General features: G+C 61.3%; 14 protein-coding genes. 6 read left to right on the top strand and 8 right to left on the bottom strand.

Annotated elements, in window-relative coordinates; all coding sequences use genetic code 11:
• Window positions 1-4: 4 nt before the first annotated feature.
• A complete protein-coding gene (gene tdh / locus ACSJLU_RS24185; RefSeq protein ID WP_025304682.1) occupies window positions 5-1,030 on the top strand; it encodes an L-threonine 3-dehydrogenase in 1,026 nt (341 codons plus the stop codon).
• Between the two features lie 40 nt (window positions 1,031-1,070).
• Here the strand turns inward: tdh and ACSJLU_RS24180 are convergent, their stop codons facing one another.
• The 3 genes from ACSJLU_RS24180 to gpmM are packed head-to-tail and all read right to left on the bottom strand — an operon-like array spanning window position 1,071 to window position 4,915.
• On the bottom strand, window positions 1,071-2,024 hold the full coding sequence (locus ACSJLU_RS24180) for a divergent polysaccharide deacetylase family protein (protein WP_049205333.1): 954 nt from the start codon (window positions 2,022-2,024) through the stop codon (window positions 1,071-1,073).
• Between the two features lie 2 nt (window positions 2,025-2,026).
• Entirely contained in the window at window positions 2,027-3,361 is a 1,335-nt protein-coding gene (envC, locus tag ACSJLU_RS24175; protein ID WP_028128084.1) for a murein hydrolase activator EnvC, read from the bottom strand.
• Between the two features lie 9 nt (window positions 3,362-3,370).
• Window positions 3,371-4,915 (bottom strand): 2,3-bisphosphoglycerate-independent phosphoglycerate mutase, encoded by a 1,545-nt coding sequence (gene gpmM / locus ACSJLU_RS24170; RefSeq protein WP_342096789.1) that lies wholly within the window; start codon window positions 4,913-4,915, stop codon window positions 3,371-3,373.
• Window positions 4,916-5,212: 297 nt separating this feature from the next.
• Between gpmM and ACSJLU_RS24165 the strand changes: the two genes are divergently transcribed.
• From ACSJLU_RS24165 to cysE, 5 genes are all read left to right on the top strand, one after another.
• Window positions 5,213-5,647: a rhodanese-like domain-containing protein gene (locus ACSJLU_RS24165; RefSeq protein WP_016929700.1), complete on the top strand. Its 435-nt coding sequence runs from the start codon at window positions 5,213-5,215 to the stop codon at window positions 5,645-5,647.
• A gap of 28 nt (window positions 5,648-5,675) precedes the next feature.
• Window positions 5,676-5,924 carry a glutaredoxin 3 gene (gene grxC / locus ACSJLU_RS24160; protein ID WP_019452217.1) on the top strand — a complete coding sequence of 83 codons (249 nt, stop codon included), beginning with the start codon at window positions 5,676-5,678 and terminating at the stop codon, window positions 5,922-5,924.
• A 57-nt stretch (window positions 5,925-5,981) separates the two neighbouring features.
• On the top strand, window positions 5,982-6,452 hold the full coding sequence (gene secB, locus ACSJLU_RS24155; protein ID WP_025304678.1) for a protein-export chaperone SecB: 471 nt from the start codon (window positions 5,982-5,984) through the stop codon (window positions 6,450-6,452).
• Entirely contained in the window at window positions 6,452-7,471 is a 1,020-nt protein-coding gene (gpsA, locus tag ACSJLU_RS24150; RefSeq protein WP_060448503.1) for an NAD(P)H-dependent glycerol-3-phosphate dehydrogenase, read from the top strand. Before secB ends, gpsA begins: the two co-directional genes overlap by 1 nt.
• Before the next feature lie 106 nt (window positions 7,472-7,577).
• Window positions 7,578-8,399 (top strand): serine O-acetyltransferase, encoded by an 822-nt coding sequence (cysE, locus tag ACSJLU_RS24145; protein WP_025304676.1) that lies wholly within the window; start codon window positions 7,578-7,580, stop codon window positions 8,397-8,399.
• 61 nt (window positions 8,400-8,460) lie between these two features.
• On the opposite strand, the gene ACSJLU_RS24140 is transcribed toward cysE, so the two are convergent.
• The 5 genes from ACSJLU_RS24140 to cpxR all read right to left on the bottom strand — a co-directional run bounded on the left by ACSJLU_RS24140 (window position 8,461) and on the right by cpxR (window position 12,667).
• The gene (locus ACSJLU_RS24140) at window positions 8,461-9,132 is read right to left on the bottom strand and encodes a DUF3313 domain-containing protein (RefSeq protein ID WP_025304675.1); all 672 of its coding nucleotides are present in this window, start codon (window positions 9,130-9,132) and stop codon (window positions 8,461-8,463) included.
• A gap of 104 nt (window positions 9,133-9,236) precedes the next feature.
• Window positions 9,237-10,010, bottom strand: coding sequence for a CHAD domain-containing protein (locus ACSJLU_RS24135; RefSeq protein ID WP_342096788.1), 774 nt, complete (start codon window positions 10,008-10,010; stop codon window positions 9,237-9,239).
• 50 nt (window positions 10,011-10,060) lie between these two features.
• A complete protein-coding gene (gene trmL / locus ACSJLU_RS24130) occupies window positions 10,061-10,534 on the bottom strand; it encodes a tRNA (uridine(34)/cytosine(34)/5-carboxymethylaminomethyluridine(34)-2'-O)-methyltransferase TrmL (RefSeq protein WP_025304673.1) in 474 nt (157 codons plus the stop codon).
• A gap of 43 nt (window positions 10,535-10,577) precedes the next feature.
• Entirely contained in the window at window positions 10,578-11,972 is a 1,395-nt protein-coding gene (gene cpxA / locus ACSJLU_RS24125) for an envelope stress sensor histidine kinase CpxA (RefSeq protein ID WP_015379421.1), read from the bottom strand.
• A complete protein-coding gene (gene cpxR, locus ACSJLU_RS24120) occupies window positions 11,969-12,667 on the bottom strand; it encodes an envelope stress response regulator transcription factor CpxR (RefSeq protein ID WP_025304671.1) in 699 nt (232 codons plus the stop codon). Before cpxR ends, cpxA begins: the two co-directional genes overlap by 4 nt.
• Window positions 12,668-12,672 lie beyond the last annotated feature (5 nt).

The raw sequence follows: 12,672 nt of genomic DNA, 5'->3' as shown, positions 1-12,672 counted from the left end.
AACCATGAAAGCACTGTCAAAACTGAAAGCGGAAGAAGGGATTTGGATGACCGACGTGCCTCAGCCGGAGCTGGGCCACAACGACATCATGATCAAAATCCGCAAAACCGCGATCTGCGGCACCGATGTGCATATCTACAACTGGGACGAATGGTCGCAAAAAACCATTCCGGTTCCGATGGTGGTCGGCCATGAATACGTGGGCGAAGTGGTGGCGATCGGTCAGGAAGTCAAAGGCTTCAGCATCGGCGATCGCGTGTCCGGTGAAGGTCACATCACCTGCGGCCACTGCCGCAACTGCCGCGGCGGCCGCACGCACCTGTGCCGCAACACCGTCGGCGTGGGCGTGAACCGTCCGGGCAGCTTCGCGGAATACCTGGTGATCCCGGCGTTCAACGCCTTCAAGATCCCGGATAACATCTCCGACGAACTGGCTTCGATCTTCGATCCGTTCGGTAACGCGGTACACACCGCGCTGTCGTTCGATCTGGTCGGGGAAGACGTGCTGGTGTCCGGCGCCGGCCCGATCGGCATCATGGCGGCGGCGGTGTGCAAACACGTCGGCGCTCGCCATGTGGTGATCACCGACGTTAACGAATACCGTCTGGAACTGGCGCGCAAGATGGGCGTGACCCGCGCGGTGAACGTCAGTAAGGAAAACCTCAACGACGTGATGGCCGAGCTGGGTATGACCGAAGGATTCGACGTCGGTCTGGAAATGTCCGGCGCGCCGCCGGCGTTCCGCACGCTGCTCAATGCCATGAACCACGGCGGACGCATCGCCATGCTGGGCATTCCGCCTTCGGATATGTCGATCGACTGGAACCAGGTCATCTTCAAGGGTCTGTTTATCAAAGGGATTTACGGCCGCGAAATGTTCGAAACCTGGTACAAGATGGCGGCGCTGATCCAGTCCGGCCTGGATTTGACCCCGATCATCACCCACCGTTTCTCGATCGACGAGTTCCAGCAGGGCTTCGACGCCATGCGCTCCGGCAAGTCGGGTAAAGTGGTGCTGAGCTGGGATTAATCTCGGCAGACGTGAAAAAGGCCGGAATTCCGGCCTTTTTTTATGCTTGCGGTTTGGCTTGCGTCCAGTGTTGCCAATGACGCTTGATGAAGGTCACCGGCGGCGAGGTGGCTATGCTGTCGGCGATGACGCCCAGCGCGGTGCCGGCGTTGGCTTTTTCCTTCGGCGGTTTGACCTTGCACTGTTTGATGCCACCGCTGAACGGATTTTTCGGCTGCGGTTTTTGCGGTTTGACCGGCGGCGGGACGTAGCTGCCGCCGCCGTTGCCCTGCGGTTCGTTCAGCAGCGCGCTCGGTTTGACCAGCACGATATCGGCGGGCAGCGACGGCAGCATCTGCTGCAGCACTTTCACCGTCGCCGGACGTGGATGCCCGATGGCGATGGCGGAACCGTTGCGCCGCGCCAATTCAACCGCGCGATTGAACTGGCGGCGGATGTCGGCTTCGTTCGCGGTATCGTCGAGGAACACCTTGCGTTTGATCACTTTCACGCCGGTGCCGGCCGCGGCGCGGGTCGCCTGGCTGTTGCCGATGGTCATGCTGTCGAGGAAGTACAGGCGGTAGCTTTCGAGCGCCTGCATCACTTTCTGCATGCCCGGCAGGCTGGAGGTCATGGCGCTGCCCATGTGGTTGTTCATGCCGACCGCGTAAGGCACATTGTTCACCGCGTTGCGGATGATGCGCTGGATCTCGTCGCTGCTCATGGCAGGCTGCAGGGTATCGCGCTCCAGCGGCTGCTTGCTGAGCGGCGCCATTGGCATGTGGATCAAGACTTCGCGGCCCTGGCTGTGGGCGCGAGTGGCCATCAGGCGGGCATGCGGCGCGTTGGGCAATACCGCAACCGAGATCGCCGTTGGCATTTGCAGCACTGCGTTTTCTTCGTGAGGGCGGTAGCCCACGTCATCGATGACGATGGAGAGTTTTCCTGCCTGCGCAGCGTAAACCTGCAGCAGACAGCCTATTAACAGAGCTGTACGGGTTTTGACATAGTGCAAATCTATCTTCCCAACCACGGCAGTGGGTTAACCGCCTGTCCCTGACGACGGATTTCGAAATAGAGCGACGGCGTTCCCTGGCCGCCGCTGGTGCCGACCAGCGCGATCGGCTGGCCGGCGCGCACCTGCGCCCCGACGTTGACCAACGCGCTTTGGTTGTAGCCGTACACGCTCATGTCGCCTTTACCGTGTTCGACCACCACCATCAGGCCATAGCCTTGCAGCCAGTCGGCCAGCAGCACGCGGCCATCGGCGACGGCTTTCACTTCGCTACCTTCGCGGGCCTCAATCACCATGCCTTTCCAGCGTAGTTCGCCCTGCTGCTGTTCGCCAAAGCCGTGCAGAGTGCGGCCGCGTACCGGCCACATCAGCTGGCCGGCCGGACGACCGAGACCGCCGGTGCGCGCCATCAGCGAGCGATCGGCTTCGCTAGGTTTGTAGGTGGTGCCGGTTTTCTTCGCCTGCTGTTCCTTGATGCGCACCTGTTCGCGCACTTTGGCCGCTTCACGCGCTTCGCGTTCGGCGCGCGCACGGGCTTCGCGCTCCGCCCGGGCGATCTTGTCGCGCATGCGGGCTTCGTTTTGGCGCAGTTCCACCAGGCGTTGTTGGTCTTTTTCCAGCGAAGCTTCCAGCGCGGTCAGCGTTTTCTTGCGGGCGCCGCGCGCCTGCTCCAGCTTCTGCTGCTGTGTCTGTTGTTCGCTCAGTAAGGATTTTTGCTGGCCCTGTTTAGCCACCAGCGTGGTTTTTTGCTTCGCCAGCTCGGCGCGGGTCTGTTTCAACTCTTCGATGGTTTTCTGGCGCGCTTCATTCAGATAGCCGAAATAGGCCAGAATACGTTCGCTGCGCTGGCTTTCTTCACCGCTGAGGATCAGCTGAACGGCGCTGTGCTGCCCTTGCCGGAAGGCGGCGTCGAGCTGTTTGGCGAGGAGGTTTTGCTGGGTCGATTGCTGCTTTTGCAGTTTGGCTATCGAGGCGTTCAGGCCGGAAATGTCCTTGCCCAACTGGGTGAGCGTGCCCTGGGTGTCGCGCAACTGGCGGCTGGCCTGGGCGATGGTTTTTTCCTGTTGACGCAGCTGATCCTGCAGCGAGCTGCGCTGCTGCTGCTGCTGCTTCACCGCTTTTTCTTTCTCGGCGATGCTCTGCTGGATGTCTTTCAACTGGGATTTATTGTCTTCCGCCGCCTGGCCGGCGAGCGGCAACAGCAAGACGCCAGCGCAAAATACGCTGGCGCACATGGCGGTGAACGTCCTTGGCGCGGTGCGTTCAGGCAGCGGCCGGCTGCCTGCGTTTGCGCTTCGGGTTACCCTTGATAGTGCAAAAAACGCCTTCTCCCTCATGGAGAAGGATTATTCCACGATGAACAGCGGCTTACCAGTCATCTCTTGCGGGATTTCCATTCCCATCAGCGTTAACAGGGTTGGCGCGATGTCCGAAAGCTTGCCGCCGTCGACCGCCCGTGCCGGTTTGCCGACGTAAATCAGCGGTACCGGCAGGCTGGTGTGGGCGGTATGCGCCTGGCCGGTGGCCGGATCGCGCATCTGCTCGGCGTTGCCGTGATCGGCGGTGATCAGCAGTTGGCCGTCGACGTCGCGCACCGCGTCAACCACCTGGGCGATGCAGGCATCCAGCGTCTCCACCGCTTTGACCGCTGCTTCATACACGCCGGTATGCCCCACCATGTCGCCGTTCGGGTAGTTGCAGATAATGGCGTCGTATTTGCCGCTGCGGATGGCGCTCAGCAGTTTGTCGGTCAGCTCGGCGGCGCTCATCTCCGGCTGCAGATCGTAGGTGGCGACCTTCGGCGAATTGACCAGCACGCGGTCTTCCCCTTTGAACGGCGCTTCCACGCCGCCGTTATAGAAGAAGGTGACGTGGGCGTATTTTTCGGTTTCCGAGATGCGCAGCTGGGTTTTGTCGTGCTTCATCAGCCATTCGCCGAAGGTGTTGGCCAGCGACGCCGGCGGATAGGCGCAGGCGGTCGCGATGTCGGCGGCGTACTCGGTCAGCATCACGAAATCGCCGAACTGCACCCGCTTGGCGCGCGGGAAACCGTCGAAATCCGCGTTCACGAAAGCGCGGGTGATCTGGCGCGCGCGGTCAGCGCGGAAGTTCATGAAGATCAACGCATCGCCGTCCTGCATCGCGGCATCCGCCTCACCGGCGGCGCGAATGACGGTCGGTTTGACGAACTCGTCGTTTTCACCGCGCTGGTAGGCGGCCTGCAGGCCGGCGATCGCATCGTCGGCCACGTAGTCGCCTTTGGCCGCGGTCAGCAGGTCATAGGCCAGCTGCACGCGATCCCAGCGGTTGTCGCGGTCCATCGCGTAGTAGCGGCCGATCAGCGAGGCGATGCGACCGACGCCCAGCGCGGCGAAGGCGTCGCGGCAGCGTTGCAGCGGGGCTTCGGCGCTGCGCGGCGGCGTGTCGCGCCCGTCGAGGAAGGCATGCAGATAAACGGCTTTGGCGCCGCGTTGGGCGGCCAGCTTGATCATGGCCAGAATGTGCTCGTCGTGGCTGTGCACGCCGCCCGGCGACAGCAGGCCCATGATATGCACCGCCTTGCCGGCCGCTACGGCCTTATCGACGGCGGCGGTCAGCACCGGGTTGGCGAAGAAGTCGCCGTCGGCGATCGCTTTGTCCAGCCGGGTCAGATCCTGGTAGACGATGCGCCCGGCGCCCAGGTTGACGTGGCCGACTTCGGAGTTGCCCATTTGGCCGTCGGGCAGGCCGACATCCAGCCCGGAGGCGGCGATCAGCGTATGCGGCTGCTCCCGCCACAGAAGGTCCATCACCGGGGTGCCGGCGTTCAGGATCGCGTTGTCCTGCCGCTCCTCACGGTGGCCGTAACCGTCCAGGATCACCAGTACCATCGGTTTTTTGTTGCTCGACATTGCATTGACCTCTTATGAACTTTTTAAGCTGCGAATAGCCATGCGCCCGCCGCAAGCATGGCTGTTCGCCCTCGAAAAACCGGCTGATTTTACATCGCCGCCGGCGAGAAATAGCCCAAAGAGATCAAGGTTGCGGCGAATCGCGCGGGCTTTTATGCTCTGACCTCGGGAATTTCTCAGCGCAGCCCGCAGTTTCTACAATCGCGCTTGCTTATTGGCTGTATTTGCCGCACTCGGCAGGTATACTCTGGAACCTTGACTTATTTATCCCTTAACTGACGGGAGTTGTTACACCCCATGCTGCAAGAAATTATGCCATTCGTAAGCAGACACCCGATTCTGAGCCTGGCTTGGATCGCTCTGCTGGTCGCCGTGATCGTCATGACCTTCAAAAGCCGTTTCTCCAAGGTCAAAGAGATCGCTCGCGGTGAAGCTATCCGCCTGATCAACAAAGAAGAAGCCGTGGTGGTCGACACCCGCAGCCGCGACGATTTCCGCCGTGGTCACCTGGCCAGCGCCATCAACCTGACCGCCAGCGAAATCAAAAGCGGCAGCCTGGGCGAGCTGGAAAAACACAAAGCGCAGCCGATCATCGTCGTGTGCGCCAACGGCACCGCCTCCCGCGAGCCGGCGGAGAACCTGAGCAAGGCCGGTTTTGAAAAGGTGACGATGCTGAAAGACGGCATCGCCGGCTGGAGCGGAGAAAACCTGCCGCTGGTGCGCGGTAAGTAACCGTTTAACCTATTTGAGGTGGCAATCCATGGCTAACATTGATATCTACACCAAAGCGACCTGTCCGTTCTGCCATCGCGCCAAGGCGCTGTTGAACAGCAAGGGCGCGGCGTTTAACGAGATCGCCATCGACGGCGATAGCGCCAAGCGCGAAGTGATGATCGAGCGCAGCGGGCGCACCACCGTGCCGCAGATTTTCATCGATGGCCGGCATATCGGCGGCTGTGATGATTTATATGAACTCGATGCTCGCGGCGGCCTGGATCCGCTGCTTTAAGCAGCTTGCCGGCTCACCGAGTGTCAATAAGGACGTTTAACCAAGGGTATTACTCACATGTCAGAACAAAACAGCACCGAAATGGCTTTCCAGATCCAACGTATCTATACCAAGGACATCTCCTTCGAAGCGCCGAACGCGCCGCAGGTTTTCCAGCAGGAATGGCAGCCGGAAGTTAAACTTGATCTGGATACCGCGTCCAGCCAGCTGGCTGACGAAGTGTATGAAGTGGTACTGCGCGTAACCGTGACGGCGAGCCTGGGCGAAGAGACCGCGTTCCTGTGCGAAGTGCAACAGGCGGGCATCTTCTCGGTAGCAGGTATCGAAGGCACGCAGCTGGCGCATTGCCTGGGTGCATACTGCCCGAACATCCTGTTCCCGTATGCGCGCGAGTGCATCACCAGCCTGGTTTCCCGCGGTACATTCCCGCAGCTGAACTTGGCACCGGTCAACTTTGACGCGCTGTTCATGAACTATCTGCAGCAGCAGGCGGAAGGCGAAGGTGCCGCACCACATCAGGATGCCTGATGAACACCGTCAATGCTTCAATGACTGTTATCGGTGCCGGCTCGTACGGCACCGCATTGGCCATTACGCTGGCGCGTAACGGCCATGCCGTGGTGCTGTGGGGGCACAACCCCGCGCAAATTCAAACGTTGCAGCAAGATCGCTGCAATCAGGCGTTTCTGCCCGACGTTCCTTTCCCCGATACCCTGCTGCTTGAGGCCGATTTGGCGCGTGCGCTGGCGGCCAGCCGCGACGTGCTGGTGGTGGTGCCAAGCCACGTGTTTGGCGACGTGCTGCGTCAACTGAAGCCGCATCTGCGCCCGGACGCCCGCATCGTGTGGGCCACCAAGGGGTTGGAAGCGGAAACCGGGCGATTGCTGCAGGACGTGGCGCGTGAGGCGTTGGGCGAGGCGATCCCGCTGGCGGTGCTCTCCGGGCCGACGTTCGCCAAAGAGCTGGCCGCCGGTCTGCCGACGGCGATCGCGCTGGCGGCGACCGATGCGCAGTTCGCCGACGATCTGCAACAGCTGTTGCACTGCGGCAAGAGCTTCCGCGTCTACAGCAATCCCGACTTTATCGGCGTGCAGCTTGGCGGCGCGGTGAAGAATGTGATCGCCATCGGCGCTGGCATGTCCGACGGCATCGGTTTCGGCGCCAACGCCCGCACCGCGTTGATTACGCGCGGGCTGGCGGAAATGAGCCGTCTGGGTTCTGCGCTGGGCGCCGATCCTTCGACGTTCATGGGCATGGCGGGGCTGGGGGATCTGGTGCTAACCTGCACGGACAACCAATCGCGCAACCGCCGCTTCGGCATTATGCTGGGGCAAGGTAAAGGCGTGCAGGAAGCGCAGGACAGCATCGGTCAGGTGGTCGAGGGCTATCGTAATACCAAAGAGGTGTTGGCGCTGGCGCAGCGGCACGGCGTGGAAATGCCGATCACCGAACAGATTTATCAGGTGCTTTACTGCCATAAAGACGCCCGCGAAGCGGCGCTGAGCTTGCTGGGGCGAGCCCGAAAGGACGAAAAACCCAGCGCGTGACATAAAACGATATGTCGGGGCAGCGGAATGCTGACCCCGCAAATGACCTGGGCCGCTCCGCGCTACTGTGTGAAGCGGCCCGTTTGGCAAGGCAAAGGGGTATGTGATGTCGTCAGAAGAGTTGGAACAGGTCTGGAACAGCATTAAATCAGAAGCGCGAGCACTGGCTGATTGTGAACCGATGCTGGCCAGCTTTTTCCATGCGACGTTGCTCAAGCACGAGAATCTGGGCAGCGCGCTCAGCTATATGCTGGCCAACAAGCTGGCAACGCCGATCATGCCCGCCATCGCGGTGCGCGAGGTGGTGGAAGAGGCCTATAAGTCCGACAATCAGATGATCGTTTCGGCGGCGCGCGATATCCTCGCGGTGCGGCTGCGCGACCCGGCGGTCGATAAATACTCCACGCCGCTGCTTTACCTCAAAGGGTTCCATGCGCTGCAGGCTTACCGCATCGGCCATTGGCTGTGGCAGCAAGGGCGGCAAGCGCTGGCTATCTACCTGCAAAATCAAATTTCCGTCGCCTTCGGCGTGGACATCCACCCGGCGGCGACCATCGGCTGCGGCATCATGCTTGACCACGCTACCGGCATCGTGATCGGTGAAACGGCGGTGGTGGAGAACAACGTTTCTATCCTGCAGTCGGTCACTCTCGGCGGTACCGGTAAAACCAGCGGCGACCGTCACCCGAAAATCCGTGAAGGGGTGATGATTGGCGCCGGCGCTAAAATTCTCGGCAATATCGAAGTGGGCAAGGGCGCGAAGATCGGCGCGGGTTCGGTGGTTTTGCAGGCGGTGCCGCCGCATACCACCGCCGCCGGGGTGCCGGCGCGCATCGTCGGGCGGCCGGAGAGCGATACGCCGTCGATGGATATGGACCAATACTTCAACGGTACCAACCACGGTTTCGAGTACGGCGACGGCATTTGAACGCCGTTTGCGTATCCATTCAGGGGGAGCTTTGGCTCCCCCTGTGTTTTTCAGGCGGCGGTCAGCCCTGTTTCGGGAACTGGGTGATATCGGTAACGATGTCGTCGATCGCCGCCTTGACGTCATCCGCCGTGACCGGCGTGCTGTCGTTGTTGACGGTTTTACCGTAGGCCTTGCGTACCACTTCCATCACCGTTTTACCGGTATCCTGGTCGATCAACTCGCCTTCAATATACAGCGCGGTATTTTGCGTCCGGTGCCCGGTAGCCGCCATGGTGCTGGCAACCACTGCAGCGACCGGCACCACTTCATAGAACTTCATGTCTTCGTTTTCGGCCGAAACGGCGGTGATGGCGAGTTTGGCCACCAGAACGCGCGAGCCCGTCGGGCTTGGCAGAATGGTAAAGCGGTTCTGCAGCGCGGTTTTGATTCGCTGGGTCGCGTAGGCCTTAATCTTGTTCAGCGTGTCCTGGCTGACGCGCGCCGTAGGTTTCTCCGCCGGGAAATAGACCACCGGTTGGAAATAGATACCGCGATAGTTGGATTCCTTGTAGCTCGGATCTACCCAGCGCAGCGTTTTATGACCGCTTGGCGAGGTGGTTTCCTGCAGTTTGCTGTAATCGGACAAGAAGCCCGAATATTGCGACGTTTGGGTGACTTTGGACGAACAGCCCGCCAGCAACAGGCCCGCTGCCAGAACGGCCATGGCAACGCTCAAGCGTTGTTTTTTCATGTGGTTTCCTATGATGAGTGGTGATTACCCTTACAAAACATAGCGCATTATCTGCGCCTCATCGGGCATTTTCGGGGCCGGGCGTGCCCTGCTGCGGCCTTTTTTCAGGATCGTGATGCGCCGCCGGTTTTCGCCACCAGTGCGGGTGATAAGGCAACGAGCAAGATGTCCGCTCTGGCCAGCGCCTGGTGTTGCTCTGCTTGCCATCGGGGCAACAAGGGCCAGAGATCCGCCTGATGTTCTGCCTGCAGGCACCAGACCTCCCGGTCGTGCCAATCGCCGAGGGCGTTTTGCACCGCTTTCAGGCCCGCCATTGCGGCGGGAGAGAGGGGGAGGCGTTGCGGGTAGGCTTCGGCCGCGTAGCGCAGGCGTTTGACCAGCAGCCGCAGACGGTGGCGATCGTAGCCGGTATCAGCCAACGCCCGGCGCAATTGCCGCTGCTGGTGCTGCAGGCGTCGGTTCACACGGTGTTTGGCGGGGCGCTGCGCGATGCGGCGAAAGCGGTGCGGCCAGGCGTGCAATAGCGAAGGGAAGCTGATGAGCAGCGGGTTGGCGAGCAGTTGGCGGCAGCGGGCCTGAAAATCGCTTTGGCGCACGTTGGCCTGCCAATCGAGGCGATGGTGCGCCAATTCGACGATCAGCACCTCGAGATCGCGCAGCGGCGTCGTGAGCTTGCCCAACTCGGCGGCGGCCCGATCGAGCCGCGTTGCGCCGGGGCAGCCGCGCAACGGACGCAGCAGGCTGCGAATGCGGCGCAGGCAGACGCGCAAGTCGTGTAGCGCCTCGGTGTCTTGCGCCTGTTGCAGCCGCAACAGCGCCTCGTTCAGCGCCGATTCGAGCCGGCGAAGCTGGGTAACAATATCTGCGATGAAAGCCATGTGCCGTATCTGGAGAGGTTAACCCTTCCAGTATGGCGCGTCGTCGCGGATTACGCTTTGATCAGCGCGCCGGCATAGTCCAACTGCCGCCAGGCTTCATACACCACCACCGATACGGCATTCGACAGGTTCATGCTGCGGCTTTGCGCCTGCATTGGGATGCGGATTTTTTGCTGCGCGGGCAGCGCATCGAGGATGTCGGCAGGCAATCCACGCGTTTCCGGACCGAACAGCAGGTAGTCGCCGGCCTGGTAGCTGACGGCGCTGTGCGCCGGCGTGCCCTTGGTGGTGAGGGCAAACAGCCGCTGCGGGTTTTCGGCGGCGAGAAAAGCGGCGTAGTCGGCATGACGGTGGACGCGGGTGAACTCATGGTAATCCAGCCCGGCGCGGCGCAGGCGTTTGTCGTCCCACGGAAAACCCAGCGGTTCGATCAGATGCAGATTAAAGCCGGTATTGGCGCACAGGCGGATGATATTGCCGGTATTGGGTGGAATTTCGGGTTCAAATAAAACGATGTTCAGCATGTTGCAGGCCCCTCGTGAACGAGGGGCGCAGGATAGCAAACTCTTACTGTTCTGTCTTAGACGATAGGCGTTGATGATGCAGCGGCAGCCACAGCACCAGCCGCAGGCCGCCAAGCGGGCTGTCTTCGGCCTTCACCCAGCCGCGATGCTGGTTGACCGCCGCCTCGACGATCGCCAGGCCGAGGCCGGTGCCGCCGGACTCACGGTCGCGCGCTTCATCGGTGCGGTAGAACGGACGGAAGATCTGCTCGCGGTCTTCGGCGCTGACGCCGGGGCCGTCGTCGTCAACCTGGATGGTCACGCCCTGATTGTCGGCGCTGAACGCCACGGCAATGCGGGTGTGTGAATACCGCAGGGCGTTGCGCACGATGTTTTCCAACGCGCTGTCCAGCGCGCTCGCGTTGCCGAACAGCGTCCACGGACCTGGCGGCGCAGCGATCTCCAACTGCTTGCCCATCTGTTCCGCTTCGAAACGGGCGTTGTCCAGCACGTCGGCCCACAGTTCGTTGGCCTTCAACTGCTCGCGCGCCAGCTCGCCCTTTTGCTGCCCGCGCGACAGCGCCAGCAGATCGTTGATCATCGAATCCAGCCGCTGCGCTTCGGTTTCGATGCGCGCCAGTTCGTGCCCTTCGCCGTGGCGGCGGCGCATCAGCGCGGTGGCCAGCTGCAGGCGCGTCAGCGGCGTGCGCAGCTCGTGCGAGATGTCCGAGATCAGCCGTTGCTGAGCGTTCATCATGCGTTCCAGCGCGCTGACCATCTGGTTGAAGCTGGCGCCGGTGGCCAGGAACTCCTGCGGGCCGGCCTCCAGTTCCGGATGCTGCTTCAGGTTGCCGCGCGCCACGTCATCGGCGGCGTTCTTCAGCTTGCGTGCCGGTTTCGCCAGGCTCCAGGCCAGCCACAGCAGCAGCGGGGCGCTGATCAGCATGGTGACGATCAGCAGCAGCAGCGGCCGGTCGAACATCAGGTTGATGAAATCGGATTGCGGGCTGTTGGCGGGACGGATCAGGTACAGCTGGTAGTTGTCTTCGCCGTCGCGCACCGCGAACGGCCCGACCAGCTCGACGCGGCCGTACTTTTTCTTCTTGGGATGATCCGAATTATCGGATTGGCCGATGAAGTTGCGGACGATCTGCATTTCGTTGCGCTGCGCGCCGATCACCCGGCCTTCGCTGGTGACCAGCAACAGGCGTTGGCCCGGCGGCGCCCATTTGTCGATGGCGCGGAACAGGCGGCGCCACCACATCAGATCGTTGGCCGGATCGTTTTGCAACTCGGCCTCGACGTGCTGTTCCAGCATCAACCCCTGCCGCTGCTCGCTGTCGAGCAGCGAGGTCATTTGGCGGGAGTCGAGCTTGGGCACCATCAGCACCAGCATTAGCACCAGGGCTAACGTAAACCAGAAAATGGCGAAGATGCGTGCCGTCAAACTGTTGATCATGTTGCAGATACCATCAAATAACCACGCCCGCGCAGGGTTTTGAACCACGGATGCCCGTCTTTGCGATCCGGCAGCTTACGCCGCAGGTTGGAGATGTGCATGTCGATAGCGCGATCGAACGGAGTCAGGCGTTTGCCCAGCACTTCCTGGCTCAGCAGTTCGCGCGATACCACCTGCCCGAGGTGTTGCGCCAGCAGGTAAAGCAGGGTGAACTCGGTGCCGGTCAGATCCAGCACCTGGCCGTCGAAGCTGGCCTCCTGGCGGCCGGGATTCAGCTGCAGGCCATCGACATCCAGCGTCGGGGCGCCGCTGTCGACCTGCTGCTGCTGTTCGCTCCAGTTGGAACGGCGCAGAATGGCGCGAATGCGCGCGACTAGCTCGCGATCGTTGAAGGGTTTCGGCAGGTAATCATCGGCGCCCAGCTCCAGGCCCAGCACGCGGTCCAGTTCGCTGCCGCGCGCGGTCAGCATGATGACCGGTGTCTGGTGATGTTGGCGCAGTTCTTTCAGCGTATCGATGCCGTTTTTCTTCGGCATCATGATGTCGAGCAGCAGCAGATCGATGGAGCTGTCCAGCAGCGACAACGCCTGCTCGCCATCGTGCGCGACGACGATATTAAAACCTTCCATTTCAAGCAGTTCTTTTAACAGCGAGGTCAACTCGCGGTCGTCGTCAACTAACAGAATCTTGTTCATTATGA

Source organism: Serratia bockelmannii (assembly GCF_051803255.1).
In the GTDB taxonomy this organism is placed as follows: domain Bacteria; phylum Pseudomonadota; class Gammaproteobacteria; order Enterobacterales; family Enterobacteriaceae; genus Serratia; species Serratia bockelmannii.
The sequence above is the reverse complement of the archived record's forward strand: the minus strand, read 5'-3'. Positions and strand labels throughout refer to the sequence as shown.